The sequence below is a fragment of the Parabacteroides johnsonii DSM 18315 genome (genome assembly GCF_025151045.1).
In the GTDB taxonomy this organism is placed as follows: Bacteria; Bacteroidota; Bacteroidia; order Bacteroidales; family Tannerellaceae; genus Parabacteroides; species Parabacteroides johnsonii.
The window spans coordinates 1,188,384-1,204,519 of the sequence record NZ_CP102285.1; the positions used below are offsets into that span (position 1 = coordinate 1,188,384).

At 46.8% G+C, this 16,136-nt stretch carries 15 protein-coding genes; 9 read left to right on the forward strand and 6 right to left on the reverse strand.

Annotated features, from left to right (window positions below; translation table 11 throughout):
* The first annotated feature begins 43 nt into the window (after positions 1 to 43).
* Positions 44 to 838: a hypothetical protein gene (locus tag NQ564_RS04825; RefSeq protein ID WP_008148570.1), complete on the forward strand. Its 795-nt coding sequence runs from the start codon at positions 44 to 46 to the stop codon at positions 836 to 838.
* A 2-nt stretch (positions 839 to 840) separates the two neighbouring features.
* Here the strand turns inward: NQ564_RS04825 and NQ564_RS04830 are convergent, their stop codons facing one another.
* Positions 841 to 1,068, reverse strand: a complete 228-nt coding sequence (locus NQ564_RS04830; RefSeq protein ID WP_008148571.1) for a (4Fe-4S)-binding protein — start codon at positions 1,066 to 1,068, stop codon at positions 841 to 843.
* Positions 1,069 to 1,386: 318 nt separating this feature from the next.
* Between NQ564_RS04830 and NQ564_RS04835 the strand changes: the two genes are divergently transcribed.
* On the forward strand, positions 1,387 to 1,611 hold the full coding sequence (locus NQ564_RS04835) for a winged helix-turn-helix domain-containing protein (protein WP_008148574.1): 225 nt from the start codon (positions 1,387 to 1,389) through the stop codon (positions 1,609 to 1,611).
* A gap of 180 nt (positions 1,612 to 1,791) precedes the next feature.
* On the opposite strand, the gene NQ564_RS04840 is transcribed toward NQ564_RS04835, so the two are convergent.
* A complete protein-coding gene (locus NQ564_RS04840) occupies positions 1,792 to 2,427 on the reverse strand; it encodes an NAD(P)H-dependent oxidoreductase (protein ID WP_008148576.1) in 636 nt (211 codons plus the stop codon).
* 55 nt (positions 2,428 to 2,482) lie between these two features.
* Here NQ564_RS04840 and NQ564_RS04845 point away from each other — a divergent pair, with 55 nt between their 5' ends.
* From NQ564_RS04845 to NQ564_RS04875, 7 genes are all read left to right on the forward strand, one after another.
* Positions 2,483 to 5,035 carry a hypothetical protein gene (locus tag NQ564_RS04845; protein WP_129649849.1) on the forward strand — a complete coding sequence of 851 codons (2,553 nt, stop codon included), beginning with the start codon at positions 2,483 to 2,485 and terminating at the stop codon, positions 5,033 to 5,035.
* A gap of 540 nt (positions 5,036 to 5,575) precedes the next feature.
* Complete coding sequence (locus NQ564_RS04850) at positions 5,576 to 6,772, forward strand: uracil-xanthine permease family protein (protein ID WP_008158120.1); 1,197 nt, start codon at positions 5,576 to 5,578, stop codon at positions 6,770 to 6,772.
* A gap of 108 nt (positions 6,773 to 6,880) precedes the next feature.
* Positions 6,881 to 8,287, forward strand: a complete 1,407-nt coding sequence (potA, locus tag NQ564_RS04855; protein WP_008148581.1) for a polyamine ABC transporter ATP-binding protein — start codon at positions 6,881 to 6,883, stop codon at positions 8,285 to 8,287.
* A 16-nt stretch (positions 8,288 to 8,303) separates the two neighbouring features.
* The gene (locus NQ564_RS04860) at positions 8,304 to 9,077 is read left to right on the forward strand and encodes an ABC transporter permease (protein WP_039848153.1); all 774 of its coding nucleotides are present in this window, start codon (positions 8,304 to 8,306) and stop codon (positions 9,075 to 9,077) included.
* Positions 9,074 to 9,862, forward strand: a complete 789-nt coding sequence (locus NQ564_RS04865; RefSeq protein ID WP_008148585.1) for an ABC transporter permease — start codon at positions 9,074 to 9,076, stop codon at positions 9,860 to 9,862. The genes NQ564_RS04860 and NQ564_RS04865 overlap by 4 nt, the downstream gene beginning before the upstream one ends.
* Before the next feature lie 16 nt (positions 9,863 to 9,878).
* Positions 9,879 to 11,210, forward strand: a complete 1,332-nt coding sequence (locus tag NQ564_RS04870) for an ABC transporter substrate-binding protein (protein ID WP_008148587.1) — start codon at positions 9,879 to 9,881, stop codon at positions 11,208 to 11,210.
* Between the two features lie 60 nt (positions 11,211 to 11,270).
* Positions 11,271 to 11,903, forward strand: a complete 633-nt coding sequence (locus NQ564_RS04875) for an HAD family hydrolase (protein WP_008148588.1) — start codon at positions 11,271 to 11,273, stop codon at positions 11,901 to 11,903.
* Positions 11,904 to 11,921: 18 nt separating this feature from the next.
* On the opposite strand, the gene NQ564_RS04880 is transcribed toward NQ564_RS04875, so the two are convergent.
* From NQ564_RS04880 to NQ564_RS04895, 4 genes are all read right to left on the reverse strand, one after another.
* The gene (locus NQ564_RS04880; protein ID WP_008148590.1) at positions 11,922 to 12,608 is read right to left on the reverse strand and encodes a queuosine precursor transporter; all 687 of its coding nucleotides are present in this window, start codon (positions 12,606 to 12,608) and stop codon (positions 11,922 to 11,924) included.
* A 186-nt stretch (positions 12,609 to 12,794) separates the two neighbouring features.
* A complete protein-coding gene (locus NQ564_RS04885) occupies positions 12,795 to 13,445 on the reverse strand; it encodes a DUF2490 domain-containing protein (protein WP_008158116.1) in 651 nt (216 codons plus the stop codon).
* Positions 13,446 to 13,614: 169 nt separating this feature from the next.
* Positions 13,615 to 15,156: a ClC family H(+)/Cl(-) exchange transporter gene (locus tag NQ564_RS04890; RefSeq protein WP_008148595.1), complete on the reverse strand. Its 1,542-nt coding sequence runs from the start codon at positions 15,154 to 15,156 to the stop codon at positions 13,615 to 13,617.
* A gap of 67 nt (positions 15,157 to 15,223) precedes the next feature.
* Positions 15,224 to 16,084, reverse strand: coding sequence for a hypothetical protein (locus NQ564_RS04895; protein ID WP_008158112.1), 861 nt, complete (start codon positions 16,082 to 16,084; stop codon positions 15,224 to 15,226).
* Between the last annotated feature and the right edge of the window lie 52 nt (positions 16,085 to 16,136).

Here is a 16,136-nt window from a genome sequence, read left to right on the forward strand (position 1 = left end):
CTAATATAAATTGTATATTTGACGTCCAAAAAAATCATAAAAAATGGATTTATATTCCTATGTTTCAATAGAATCCTTTGTTCACGGATGCAAAGAGTCGAAGACGCCGGGAACATTTGTTTTGCGTGTCCCTAATTTGCTGTATGCCAAGTCGGACGAAGTAATCGGATACGGTTTATCCCTACTTCGCCGTTCGATTGTGTTGCATGAAGAGCAAAATGGAATCAAACAAGAGTTTAGTAAACAACATATTCCCTTTTTCCGGGAGAACCGGCGGATGCTTATCGGGCCGGAAATGGAGATGTACGCTCTTTCCCTTTACCAGAACCCGGAAATCCCTTCCGGGGTGAAGGAAAAGAAGGCTTCCTGCTTGCGGTTGACTTTCGATTACGGGGCGCTGGGTGAGTATAGTTTGTCGGAGGAAAAATACTTGCTTCGTTGCAAATACGATGAGGATGAGAATTTGAGCGTGTTTGTTTCGCATATGAGGCAGGAGTATGACAAATTTTTTTACGATGAAGAGCATACCGGATTCAAGCGGGATTCACGTTTCTTCTCGATGCTTTGTAATGCCTGTCTGGAAGTGCGGGAACCTCGTTGGGCTTCCGAACAGGAATGGCAGCTTGTACAATTTTGTGATCCGATAAAAGCCGGATATGATTTTATGGGGAGGAATCTGGTTCCCTACGTGGATTATGTGATCCCGTTCGAATGTCTTCGTCGGATTGCCTTGACAGACTTGGCGGAGAACAGTTTGACATATAGTGCTCTGGCGGGCTTTCTCCAGAGTATAGGGTTGGCTCCCGACCGTTATTTGGAAGGAATGTTGGAGGAGTAATTTTACTCCTCTTTCTTTTTCTCCATCCTGTAAGTCAGTGCCCCTGAAGGACATTTACCGATCTGGTCGATCAATTCCGCAGTGGTCGCATTTTCTATTTTGATCCAGGGACGTTCTTTGGGGGTGTATACCTTCGGCAATATCTTGACGCAGATTCCTGCATGTTGGCAGATATTTGGTTGCCAGATAATGGTGAGTTCACCATTTGAATATTCATGAATTTTGTCCATATCCTTAGCTTTTTATCCAATATTAATTTTTTTCATTACAAGTCGTTTCCATTCAGGGTACTTTTGCATATATTATACCGTCGTGTATTTATTTTGTTGATGTTCTGCTTGATTAAAAACATATTTAATGAGGGCTTTGTTTTAAAGAAGTTGACCAATTGTGAGGTGTTAATCCTTTTTCTTTCATTTTAATGTTGATTGACGCTGTTTTGCTAAACTATTCGGAGGGTGGAAGTGTTCACAATTCAAAGCGAAAGAATAATTTGGCTTTCTGGAAAAGTGGTGAGGAATAATATTATAACAAATAAGTGAGATGCTATGACTAAGAATGATGTTGTTTCAGAGGCTGGTCAGATCTGGTCTTTGTTATCAGAAAGAAAAATTTTGTCAGTGAAGAGGATTGGGGAAATGACTCACTATCATGAGTCTTTGGTTTGTTTGGCTTTAGGATGGTTAGTAAAGGAAAATAAAGTTCGCCTGTTTGAAAAAAGCGGCGTGCTACATGCAGAGTTGAATATTTCGATTCCTGAAATGTACTATTAAACAGGTGAAAAGTCCCAGGGTAAGTCGACGTTTTCTCTGGAACCGAATCAAAAAGGCAGTGTGTCGAAATGTACTTGTTCCCGTGTCCAGTGAAGGAACAAGGCTGTTTTGCACACCGCCTTTTTGTTTTTCAGATCATTACCTCTGTCACTGCTGTTGCAGGCGGTTTATCTTTTTCGATTATTTTATTTCGATCAGGAATTCCTTCTTCGGATGGCGAACCTTCTTTAAGTCTACCAGCCAATCGTTTTCGGCATCCCGATAACCGAGAGGCAACATCGTAACGCTACGCAATTTCAATTCACGTAGGTTCAACAGGTCATCCAGAGCTTCATTGTCGAATCCTTCCATCGGAGTGCTGTCTACTCCCAGTTCGGCTGCCATCATCATGGCGAAAGAAAAGGCGATGTAAGACTGCCGTGCCGCGTGTTCGAAATTTTCTTCTGCCGGACGGTTCAGGTAAGCATCTTTCAGCCGGTCGGTGTAGGGTTTGTAGCGATCCGGTTTCTGTCCCCTCTCGGACGAGATGTAATGATAGATATGATCGATTCGTTTGGCTGTGTAATTATCCCATGCAGCAAATACTAACAAGTGCGAACATTCCGCCACCTGAAGTTGGTCGAATGCGATAGGGACGATTTTATTCTTTAAATCATGATTGGTAATGTCGATGATCTGGAACGGTTGTAAACCCGATGATGTGGGGGCCAGCCAGGCGGCCTCTATGATTTTATCCACTAATTGCTGATCCACCTCTTTCGACGGGTCGAATTTTTTGACGGCGTACCGCCATTGAAGAGCTTTTAATAAATCCATTTCTATTCGTTTTTATAAAGTAAACAACTGATTCTGCTTAAATGTTATTTTCATAATGAGAAAATTCGAGCAAATACGTCGGTATTACAGGAATATGCTTGCTTGTCTGCTGTTTGTCCTGCCATTCCTTTTCTGTACAGGTGCGGACGCGATGGGGCAGGACACTGTGAGACATTCGATCTATCCCCAGGATATGAAGAATAAAAGTGGTCTGTATAATAAACTGTGGGGCGTGCATTACCGGGAACTCTATTCGACTCCGGTCACAGCCGATGCTGTTACGTTACAAGCGCTCCAGGGTGGTATGGAGATCATGGAGCAGGCGGTGGACTTTCACGCTTTGGTTCTCTCTAACCGGCGGAATCGCTTGTATATGCTCAAACCGCTGGGAGGTTCGACCAGTTTTCTCGAATCCAAGTTCTTCCGTGAGATGTATAATAAAAATGATTTTAAAGGAACCTATCTTGATGAATTTATCGGGGATGCTTATACCATTATCAATCCTTATACCTTTCTTGCGGTCGACCGGATGGCAAAATCGGCAGGCTTGAACTTCAATAATTCTCGTATCTATTTCATGCAAGGTGGGGAGGAGGGAGACACGATTGCCGACGGAACCGGCATTCGCAATAGATTGGTCAGCCTCCGGGATGTACCTGATACCGCCACTTGGAAAAATATACTTTCTACCGGTGCTTTACTCGACCAGATCCGGCAGGACAAATCCCATCAAGTGAATTCGGAAGGGTATATCGCCGAGCGTCTCTATGATATGTTGATCGGAGATTGGAACAAAATCCCCGAAAACTGGAACTGGCAGGCGATCCATACTGCCGACAGCATTCTGTTCAATCCGATCGTTATCGATCGCAGCCATGCTTTTACCAAAGTCGACGGTTTTCTTTTCAAGCGTATGCTGAAAGTATTAGGACTCGGTTTTATTACGAACTACAGCAACCATCCGAAGGATATCGGTGAGATAAACACGCTTGGCTATACGCTCGATATGGCGTTGGTAAGTGGCGTGGACGAGTCGGTATGGAGGACACAGGCCCTCGCTCTCCAAAAGAATCTGTCCGATTCGGTCATCAATGAGGCATTTGGGGCTCTTCCTCCGGAGATACAGGGAGCCGAGACGGAGGCCATAAAAAAGAAACTGCTCATCCGTCGAGACAGTCTCCCGTATATGGCACGCCGTTATTATAAAAAATTGCAGCGTACACCTGTCCTGACCGGAACGGAAGGAGACGACCGGATCATACTTGAACGTTCCGGCCACGACAGTCTGCTGGTTCGTATCTACCCGAAAGGAAGTCCCGTTCCTTCCTTCCGAAAGAAATATTCTGCCGACAGCACGGAGGAGATTTGGCTGTATGGCCTGGGCGGGGACGATGAATATGAAGTCATAGGAAAGGCGCATCGAGAGTTGCCCGTCTACCTGATTTCCGGTCCGGGAAATAACACCTACAAAGTGGATAAGGCCCGTAAGGTTCGTATTTACGCATACGAGTCCGACCGGAAGCGGCTGAAAGACATTGCCGGTGTCCGCAAAATCATTTCAGATAATCCGGCCATTCATAATTATGACTACGAAAAAGTAAAATATAAGGAGTCGGACTTCACTCCATGGGGTTTCTATGATTCGGATGTCGGCTTTAGTTTGGGTGCTTTCTTTACCTATACGATGTACGGCTTCAAACAATCCCCTTTTACATTTCGGCATCGTATCGGATATAACTATCTGCGCGGGTTTATGTATCAGGGAACATTCCCTTTTTATGATGAACGGAAAAGTTTCAATTTGGATGCCTTTATCGCTTCACCCCGTAATTTCTTCAACTTCTTCGGCTATGGAAATAATTCGGAAGGTTTTAAAGACGAAGATAAAGCATATAATCGTGTCACTCTTCGACAGTATTCGGTGATTCCGTCTTTCCGTATGGAAATGAAAAAGAGCCAGCAATTGACATTATCTGCTTCGTTCGAAATGTATAAGGCAAAACATACCGAAGGCCGATATATCAATCAGGTACTTCCGGGCAATCACCCTGTGTTCGGGATGAACCTGTTCGCCGGGGTAGAGGCTAACTGGCAGGTCAAGATGACCCCGTCCGCCTTTATCCCGGAGCTGGAAATCGAGGCTTCGTCCGGTTGGAAAATGAACCTGAAGGAGGCGGGACGCAATTTCCCGTACTCGAAGCTGGATATTTCCGCTACATTCCGCTGTTCGGACCGCTTTTCAATCGAAACAGGGGCGGAAGCGAAGCTGTTGTATAGCAATGAATACGACTTTTATCAGGCAGCTGGCATCACGTTGCGGGGATTCAGGGATAACCGCTTTATCGGGAAACAGTCTTTTTATCAGCATACCGACTTTCGTCTGGACATGGGAAAAATCAAGAATCCGTTCACGCCACTCAAATATGGGCTGTTTACCGGTTTCGACTACGGACGTGTCTGGTTCCCCGGCGAACATTCCCATAAGTGGCATACCTCTTACGGCGGAGGCTTCTGGCTGACGATCATCAATAAGGTGACGACACAATATTCCTGTTTCGGTTCCGAGGACGGCGCGCGTTTTCTGTTTGCAATAGGACTGGGCATTTAATCCTGAATTCGTTTTATCGACTTCTTGGCCTTCCCTTCGGCAAGTTTATATCCATCCTTCTTGAGAAGATTTTTGACGGATAGTTTTTAATGAAAGTAAATTTATCATTTTTTGTTTTCACGGGTAGGTAGTGACATTTTTTTATCGTGCTTGTCTACAATTGAATTAGGATAATCACACTAAATCCAGCAGCAATTCCTTATTTCTATGGAGAGAAAAAAAATTTTCGTCCCGAATAATCTTTCTTAAGTGCCTACTAATTCTGTAATCGGTGCCAGTAATTTTATAATCAGTGGTTGTGATTATATAATTGCTGGCACTGATTTTATAATCACTGGCACTGATTATAGAATTAATAGGCACTCCGATGTTTTTATGCCTATGTATATAAATTTTCTTATAGCGGGGAAATATTATTCCTTATATTATGTAGCTCATAAGATCGTATTACTAAAAAATGAATTTGGTATGGTTGCTCTACAATTGAATTGCCAGATGTGTAGATTGTGCTATATTTGCAAAAAGTAAATTAAGAAACGAATGGATAATATGAAACCCTTGAATCCTATCCAGAAAACGGTAGTAGGCGTTCAGTTCCTGTTTGTAGCGTTTGGTGCGACTGTTCTCGTTCCTCTGCTGGTTGGCCTTGATCCTTCTACCGCTCTTTTTACGGCGGGTATCGGCACGTTGATCTTTCATCTGGTAACGAGAGGGAAAGTCCCTATTTTTCTGGGAAGCAGTTTTGCTTTTGTGGCGCCTATCATAAAGGCGACGGAATTGTACGGGTTGCCCGGTACGATGTCCGGCTTGGTGGCCGTGGGCACCGTTTATGGATTAATGAGTTTGTTGGTCCGGTGGAGGGGGATCGGTTTTATCAAACGGCTTTTTCCGCCGGTGGTGATCGGACCGGTTATTATCCTGATCGGTCTCTCGCTGGCAGGTTCAGGTGTGAATATGGCAAAGGAAAACTGGCCGTTGGCACTGGTAGCTCTGCTTACCGCTATCCTCGCCTCTATGTTGGGACGGGGAATGTTGAGATTGATCCCTATCTTCTGTGGAATTATTGTCGGGTATTTGACTGCTAGCCTGTTCGGCTTGATTGACTTCAAGCCGGTGATAGAAGCTCCCTGGTTGGCATTCCCTCAATTTGTGAAGCCTTCATTGTCGTGGGAAGCGGTTATTTTTATGATTCCGGTGACGATTGCTCCGGTAATCGAACATATAGGTGATGTGTATGCTATCAATGAGGTGACGGGCAAGGACTTCGTAAAGGATCCGGGGCTTCACCGCACTATGTTGGGAGACGGTCTGGCATGTATCGTTGCCGGATTGATCGGTGGTCCTCCCGTCACGACCTATTCGGAGGTGACAGGAGCTATTTCGCTGACGAAGATTACGGACCCGGCCGTTATCCGCATTGCTGCCGTAAGCGGTATTGTGTTTTCCGTGTTCGGAAAGGTCAGTGCGTTGCTTAAATCGATTCCCGCTGCCGTATTGGGAGGTATCATGCTGTTGTTGTTCGGAACGATTGCTGCTGTCGGTATCAACAGCCTGATCCAGAACCGGACCAATCTGGGCGATACCCGCAACCTGATCATCGTTTCATTGATCCTGACTTTCGGGATTGGTGGCGCCGCTATCGAATTCGGTGGCTTCACGATGGCCGGTATCGGGCTCTCGGCTCTGTTGGGGGTTGTTCTGAATCTGGTATTGCCGAGAAGTAAGACTCTACCGTAATTTTCAATTTTCAACTCTCAATTATCAATTAATTATTACCTTTGTGCCGCTTTTTACGTGAAGAAGCAGAAATATGTTTAATCAGTATTGGTAAAGGGGAATCTGTCTATGCAAAAATCTGACTGCATCATCGGTGTGGAGCATGTGTCTAAATTCTTTGGAGACAAGGCCGTATTGAATGATGTGAATTTGTCTGTCCGTAAGGGCGAGTTTGTAACCATTCTGGGGCCGTCCGGTTGCGGAAAGACGACATTGTTACGTCTGATTGCCGGATTCCAGACTGCTTCTGAGGGTATAATAACCATTGCGGGAAAAGAAATTACGCAAACACCCCCTCATAAACGTCCGGTCAATACCGTATTTCAGAAATACGCTCTTTTCCCTCATTTGAATGTTTTCAATAACATCGCTTTCGGTTTGAAGCTGAAAAAACTTCCGGCTGCCGTAATCGAGAAAAAGGTGAAGCAGGCTCTCAAGATGGTAGGAATGACCGATTACGAATATCGTGATGTGGATTCCCTTTCAGGCGGACAGCAGCAACGTGTTGCGATTGCCAGGGCTATTGTGAACGAACCGGAAGTGCTTTTATTGGATGAACCGCTGGCTGCCCTCGACCTCAAGATGCGCAAGGATATGCAGATGGAGTTGAAAGAGATGCATAAGTCTCTCGGAATAACCTTTATTTATGTCACCCATGATCAGGAGGAAGCACTTACCCTGAGCGACACGATCGTCGTGATGAGCGAAGGGAAAATTCAACAGATCGGGACGCCTATCGACATCTACAACGAACCGATCAACTCGTTTGTCGCCGACTTCATCGGCGAAAGCAACATCCTGAACGGGTTGATGATCAAAGATAAATCAGTATCCTTTGCCGGACATGAGTTCGAATGCGTGGACGAAGGTTTCGGAGAACAAACCCCGGTGGATGTTGTGCTCCGTCCGGAAGACATTTATATTTTTGAGCCGTCTGAAGCCGCCATGCTGACCGGGACGGTTACCTCTTCCATTTTCAAGGGGGTTCACTACGAAATGATGGTGCAGACGCCGGAAGGCTATGAATTTATGGTGCAGGACTACCATTGCTTCGATGCCGGACAGGAAGTCGGTCTGCTGGTTAAGCCCTTCGATATCCATGTGATGAAGAAGGAACGTATCTGCAATACGTTCGAAGGAAAGATGGTCGATACCACGCATGTGGAATTTTTAGGCTGTACGTTCGAATGCCGAGAGGTATCCGGCATTGAGCCGGAAACACCGGTGCAGGTCGAAGTAGACTTTGACCGCGTCATCCTGGAAGACAACGAGGAAGACGGCCGCCTGACCGGTGAAGTGAAATTTATCCTCTACAAAGGCAACCATTATCATTTGACAGTGTTTACCGACTGGGACGAAGATATCTTTGTCGACACCAATGATGTCTGGGACGACGGCGACCGGGTCGGAATCACGATCGCTCCCGAAAATATACGGATTGTTCAATCAACTAAAAAGGAAGGAAGTGATAAGTAAGATTTCAGCTTTTTTTATGCGGCGTAAGAACTGGATGATTCCTTATGCCCTGTTTTTGGCTGTTTTTGTCGTAATGCCTTTGTTGCTGATCGTATTATATGCGTTTACAGATGCCGACGGAGCCTTCACTTTTGCTAATTTCCGTAAGTTCATGGTGCATCCCGAAGCGATGAACACGTTTATCTATTCGATCGGGATTGCGATTATCACGACGCTTGCCTGTCTCATCCTGGGCTATCCGGCTGCTTATATTTTGAGTCAGGAGCGTTTCAATACCTCCCGGACGATGGTCGTGCTATTCATCTTGCCGATGTGGGTGAATATCCTGATCCGTACGCTGGCTACGGTGGCCTTGTTCGATTTTCTGAATCTGCCGTTGGGAGAGGGGGCGTTGGTTTTCGGTATGGTGTATAACTTCCTTCCGTTCATGATCTATCCGATTTATAATACGTTGCAAAAGATGGACCGTAGCCTGATCGAGGCAGCCCAAGATTTAGGAGCCAATCCGTTTCAGGTCTTTATGAAGACGATCCTGCCTCTTTCGATGCCCGGCGTAATGAGCGGGATCGTCATGGTTTTCATGCCGACGGTTTCCACGTTTGCCATTGCCGAGTTGCTGACGATGAATAACATCAAACTGTTCGGTACGACCGTGCAGGAAAATATTTATAATGGCATGTGGAATTATGGTGCGGCGCTTTCTCTGATTATGTTGTTGCTGATCGGCGTTACCATCCTCTTTACGAACGATGAAGACAACGCTTCAAACGAAGGGGGAGGTGTGATATGATGACGAAATGGATGGCAAAAGGATATCTGTGGTTGCTGCTGGCGCTGCTGTATTCCCCGATTCTGATTATTATGATTTTCTCGTTTACCGAAGCGAAGGTCTTGGGTAACTGGACGGGATTTTCAACCAAACTGTATAGTTCGCTGTTTACAGGAGGTGTGCAGCGTTCGTTGGTGAGCGCGTTATGGAATACGTTCGCCATTGCGATGATTGCGGCGACCGTCTCCACGCTGTTGGGCAGTATTGCTGCTATCGGTATTTTCAACCTGCGGTCGCGGACCCGCCAGGTGATGAACTTTGCGAATGCGATCCCGATGATGAATGCAGATATTATTACGGGTGTCTCTCTTTTCCTGCTGTTCGTGAGTTTTGGTGTCTCTCAGGGATTCACGACGGTTGTGTTGGCGCATATCACGTTTTGTACGCCTTATGTGGTGCTGAGTGTTATGCCACGCCTGAAAAAGATGAACCAGAATGTCTATGAGGCGGCGCTCGATTTGGGGGCGACTCCTTTCCAGGCGTTGCGCAAGGTGATTCTGCCGGAGATTCGTCCGGGCATGATCAGCGGCTTTATACTGGCTTTTACGCTTTCGATCGACGACTTTGCCGTTACCATCTTTACGATCGGCAACGAGGGACTGGAAACCCTATCGACCTTTATTTATGCGGATGCCCGCAAAGGGGGACTGACACCGGAGTTGCGTCCGCTGTCGACTATCATCTTTGTGACGGTACTTGTCCTTTTGATTGTGATTAATAAACGGGCGGAGAAGTCCAAAAGCTAATGGAGAAAAGCAGGAAATGAATAAACTGATTACAATAATAGCAAGTTGCCTCTCTCTTTTGACTTTTATGTCTTCATGCAATCGTACGGATGAGGAGCGCAGCCATATTCTGAAAGTCTACAATTGGGCAGACTATATCGACGAGGATGTCTTGGCCGAATTTCCCGCCTGGTACAAGGAGCAGACCGGCGAAGATATCCGGATCATCTACCAGGTGTTCGATATCAATGAGATCATGCTTACCAAGATCGAACGCGGGCATGAAGATTTTGACCTGATCTGTCCGTCCGAATATATCATCGAACGGATGTTGAAGAAAAACCTTCTTGTCCCGATAGATCGCAATTTCGGAAAGACACCGGATTATCTGGATAATGTCTCTCCTTATATCCGCGGGCAACTGAACAAGCTAAGCCAGCCGGGACGGAAGACGACCGACTATGTCGTCCCTTATATGTGGGGAACGGCAGGAATTTTGTATAACAGGCAATTCGTGGAGAAGAAAGAGGTCGAAAGCTGGGAGTGTCTTTGGGACCCGAAGTTCAGAAACAAGATATTGATGAAAGACAGCTATCGTGACTCCTACGGTACGGCCATTATTTACGCCCATGCGAATGAACTGGAAGATGGGACTGTGACGGTCGAGCAACTGATGAACGACAATTCTCCCGAAGCGATCGCCATAGCCGAAGAACTTCTGAAAAAGATGAAACCCAACATTGCCGGTTGGGAAGCCGACTTCGGCAAGGAGATGATGACGAAAGGCAAGGCTTGGCTCAACTTTACCTGGAGCGGAGATGCGGTCTGGGCGATGGATGAGGCGGAGGCTGTCGGTGTGGAGCTGGATTATGAAGTGCCCCGAGAAGGCAGCAATATCTGGTACGACGGCTGGGCGATCCCTAAATATGCCCGTAATGTAAAGGCAGCCAGTTATTTTATTGATTATCTTTGTCGTCCGGACGTCGCTTTGCGAAATATGGACGCTATCGGTTATGTCAGTGCCATTGCGACTCCTGAAATCATGGAAGCTAAAATCGATTCGACAATCGAAAAGGTTTCCGACCTGAGTTATTTTTTCGGTCCCGGTGCGGATAGTATCCGGATCAATCCGGTACAATATCCCGACCGCAAGGTGGTAGAGCGTTGCGCCATGATCCGCGATTTCGGTGATCGGACAGAACTGGTTCTGGAGATGTGGAGCCGTGTGAAAGGGGATAACTTGAATACTGGAATCGTCTTGCTGATCTTTGCCGTGTTCGGAGTGTTATTTGTCTGGCTGGTGTATCGCAGGATACGTCAATATAAACAGCGGCAACGGCATCACAGACGTCGCCGCCGTCGTTGGTAGTAAATAGTTAGAATCAAAATTGTCAATTATCAATTGTCAATTTTTAATTAAAAGAATGTCATGGAAGGCATAAAAAATTTGGTTATAGATTTTGGCGGCGTGATTATCAATCTCACCCGTAATCGATGTATCGAGGCATTCGAGAGTCTGGGGGTCGCGAATATACGCGAGCAGATTGTCAATAATTACCAGCATAAGGATCTGTTCATGAAGATCGAGTTGGGTTCCATCACGGTAGCCGAGTTCCGCGACGGTATCCGTCATCTGACCAAACAGCCTTTGACGGACGAGCAGATTGATGCCGCCTGGATCGCCATGCTCGATGATGTTCCGGACTATAAACTGGATCTTTTGCTCGACCTCCGGAAACGTTATAATACGATGCTGCTCAGCAATACGAACGAGATTCATTGGGACTGGTCGGAAAAGACCTGTTTCTCCTATAAAGGCCACCATGCTTCCGACTTTTTCAATCATATTTATCTTTCCTATCGCCTCCATCTGTTGAAACCCGATGCTGAAATTTTCGAATACGTCCTGCAAGACGCCAATATCCGTCCGGAAGAAACTCTTTTCATAGACGATGCTATCCCTAATTGCCGTACGGCGGAATCACTTGGATTCCATACCTATACACCTCAGCCCCGTGAGGACTGGTCACATTTGTTTGGATTTATGAATCATGAATTATGATTTCACATCTATTGTGATTTATAAATCTCTCACGTTTAGTATATTGTATGATGTCCCAACATCATACACATCATTCCCGTCCACCTTCTTGATGTAGTTTACCACACGGATGGTGACAGGAAGGATTATTACTTCATAGAGAGATTTCAGAACCGCTTGTGTCCCGATCATGATGAAGAGTTCGCCTACCGGTATTAGTCCGGCGAAAGCGATCGGGAAAAAGATCATCGAATCGGCACTCTCGCCGACTAATGTGGAGACGATGGCTCGTAAAGAGAAATTCTTTCCGGCCGAAGCAATCTTCATCTTACTCATCACATAAGCATTCAGGAACGAACCGACAAGAAAGGCCATCAGGCTCGCTATAGCGATGCGCGGCGCCATCCCGAACACGAAGTTGAAGCCTTCTTCGCCTTCCCAGAATGGGGCGGCAGGCAACAGTACCGCCAATTGCGCAAATCCGATTACAAGGAAATTCGAAGCGAACCCGCTCCAGATAATCAGGCGTGCTTTCTTGAATCCCCATACTTCGGCGATACAGTCATTGATGATATAAGAGATCGGGAAAACGATCAGTCCGGCAGTCGCTGTGATGCCGAATACCTGGATGACTTTGGTTTCTAACAGGTTTGAAGCTACCAAGCAGATATTGAACAGGATGCCTAATAGCATGAACGGTACGGTTACAGTAGATGTCTTCTGCATATTTCTTGTTTTTAACGAGGTTTATCAAGCACTCGGTGAATAATGTAAAGGAACATTTTTGGTATTCCGGGGGCAAAGATAGTGATATTTTTGACAGAGGAGGCCAAAGCGCAACCTTAAAAAACGGCAGAAAGAGAATCGCCGTTTCTCTATCACTCTATCATACCCGTGTCACACCTTCCTGAATCAGAACCGGTGTGAATAGGTCAGACCGATGCCGTGGCGGTAGTTGATCGGGTCGTATACGTTGAAAGTATGGTAGCGGTAGTAGAGTTGGATGTAATTTTTGGTATCCATCCGGTAATCGCAGCCAGCGGAATAGCGGATTTTGTCGGCACGCATCTTCCCGTTGTAGCCTACGTTGTTAAAAGGCTCTACATAGATGAAAGGTTCAAATCTTGAAGAAGCGATCCGGTAGGAGAGGGTGAGCATGCTGCGGAGGTAGTTGGTCGGATGCAGGCAATTTTTCCTGTACGTGCTCTGAAAGCGCTCCCGGATCGCAATTTTAAATGCCCCGAACCGGTGAGAACCGGAGGCGTACAGGTAATACCGGTTGCGCACTTCCTCCGATGCCTTGTAGCGGACTAACGACATATAACCGGCTCCCGCCCGTAAGTTCGGCAAAATGCGATAGTTGATCTCTCCTGTGGTAAGGAACCATCCGGCTTCCCTGAAGTCGTCGCGTGGACGGATATCTTCTTCCAGAACGAAAGAGAAACGTTTGTATATTTTTCCGGACAGGCTGACTTTCAGTGCGACTCCCGTACCTTCCATCGCCAGAAGCGAAGGGCATATGGATAGAAGCAGGAAGGAGATACAACAGATAATTACTTTCATGGCAGAATATGGCGTTTGTTATCCTGACAAAAGTATGAAAAAATGAAGTCCCTTTCGCATAAAAACCTGATAATTCCGGATTATAATTCCCCTAAGAAATTGTTAGGGTTTTTACACCCAATAAATTGAGGTGGCCGAAAGGATGTTTAAAGTTGCTGGCCGGGATATTTTAGTAGATGTTGGCCATGCTCACCAGCGGCTCGTACAGTTTTTCTATATCTTGAGCATCCAGTTCGATAGTGAGCTGGTCACCGGGCAGGATGGTTTGTCCGGTGGGGGAGATGTTTTTGCGATCGCGGTGGATATTCATGATTACACAATGATTGGGAAGTTCGAGCGTATCGACCTCTTTCCTGTCGAAATAGGCTCCGGCCATCACCTCCACATCCAGAGTCAGCCGTTTCTGCTCCCGGAATATCGGTTTGTTGATCATCTCTTCATAGAACATTACGTTGAACGGCTTAATTTCCAATAGTTCCGTGAAATAATATGTGAGTCCACCTACGACGATGGAAGGATAGAATACCTCGAAATGCCCCGTGATCTCCGTAATCAGGATAATAGCTGTGATAGGAGTGCGCACGACAGCGATCAGGAAGGCGCCCATCCCGATCAGCATAACATAACTCACGTTTTCCATCCCGATGATCCCGTGCTGCACCAGAATGAGGGCATAGAGTTTACCGATCAGTCCGCCTGTCACCAAGGTCGGGATAAAGCTCCCTCCCGGCAATCCGGAGGAGAAGGAGAAAACGGTAAACACCATGTGCAGGAACATCATTCCTGCTATCCAATAGATATTGTTGCTCCCGCCTTCCGCCTGCTGCATCAGGAACTGTTCGCCTCCGCCGGTCAGGTCGGTGATCGTCAGTGAAATGACGTATGCCATGACCAAAAGACCTAACAGCTTGATATATTCGGGTTGCCGGATCGCAGGAAACATCCGTTTGGCATATAGCATCAGCAGGGAATAGAATTTGCCGAAAACCGATACGATGACGGCAAATAGGATATACAGTTTGATGTGCAGTCCCATCGATAGGTCGGGTACGATGGCCTGTATGTCGTGATACGGGTTGATCGGGAAAATCGTACTGGCGATTGCTCCGGCGACGACACCGGCCAGGATCGTCGTGATAGCCGTTTTCGGAGCATCGAAGCGTTCGATCGATTCGATCACCAGAGTAGCGGCAGCAAGGGGAGCGGCAAAGGCGGCTGCCAGTCCAGCACCTGCGCCTGCGGCAAGGAGCTGCTTACGTTCGCCGCTCAGGATATGTCCCCATTTGCTGACCAGGTCGCCTATGTAAGAACCCATTTGCACAGAAGGTCCTTCGCGTCCCATCGAGAGGCCGCTGCTGAGCGTCAGGACACCGCCCGCGAATTTGGCCAGTAGTTGACGAAAGGAATGTGCATACTCGATGCGTCCGTTGATCGCACCCCGTGTCTGCGAAATGCCTCCACCTCCGATGTAAGGCCACCGCCTGACCATCCAGGCGACGGAGCAGAGGACTCCCCATAGGGCAAGGAATAAGACAATATGATAATACCAGGGAGGCGAGGACTGGAAGAAGTTCTTCCGCATATTGAAGAATAGTTGCAGCAGATAGTGGTAAGGAACCGCCACCAATCCGGTCAGCAGCCCAACGATCAGACTCACGAAATAGAGTCTGGCATCTACCAGTTTCAGCTTTACTATCCGATTAATCTTCATCTCCCCTTAAACAGGGAGCGAAGGCCGTTGGTTTAACTTTCAATTCTCAATTTTTAATTCCCGATTCTCAAAAGCACCGGATATATCCTAACGAATAAGTCTCGTACAGGTTGTCCTTCATTCCGTGTGTATATCGGAAGGAGATGATGTTTTTCTTGATCTCGTATCTGAGGTTGTTGCGCCAGTGTATGGGGCGGTCGCCATTGTTCTCGTATCCGTAGAACCCGGCCAGGTTGGTGGCGAGCGTGAAGCCTCTGTATTTACCGGTGAACCCGACTCCGTAAGAGATGGCGTCGTTCTGGCGATGCACCATGTCGTTCGTCATCCAGCAATAGAATCCGGCGAGCACCTGCATACGGATCGAGGCTTTTCCGTCGGTGCTTTTCCACAGGTTCCGGCCCACGTTTACGTCGAACCAGTAGGATGCGGCATCTGTAAAACGGGCGTCGCACAGGCGGCCTCCACTGGCTGTTTTGATATTGGCGCTGATGGTCGCATCTACCCATTTTTCGCTTTTCAGGACTTGGAAAAAAGAACTGATAACGATATCACCGTTATATTTGATTGGGCTTTCCGTCTCCACGGCAAAGCGTTCGTCACGCGTTTCCGGCGTCATCTTATATTTTTCCTTGAAGCACCAGTTCACTTCGATTCCCGCGCGCCCCCTGAAGAACGGCAGGAGGGCACGCCCCACGATGTCCCAGGTCTTGTCACCCGTATAATAATGGTATTCGCCCCGTACTTCCACCTCGTACCGTTCGCTCACCTGTCCGTCCCTCATTTCCGGGATCGGGAAAGCGTTCGGACCGAAATAGCGTGGAGAATAGATGAGCAGTTCAGTCTTGTCACGCCAGCTATCGGCATGGCTATAAGTGGCTGAAAAAACAAATACGAATGTTATCAATAGTATTCGGGATAAATATTTCATCATGGATGTATTTTTTCTTAAGGCCACAAAAGTACATATTTCATATTGATTT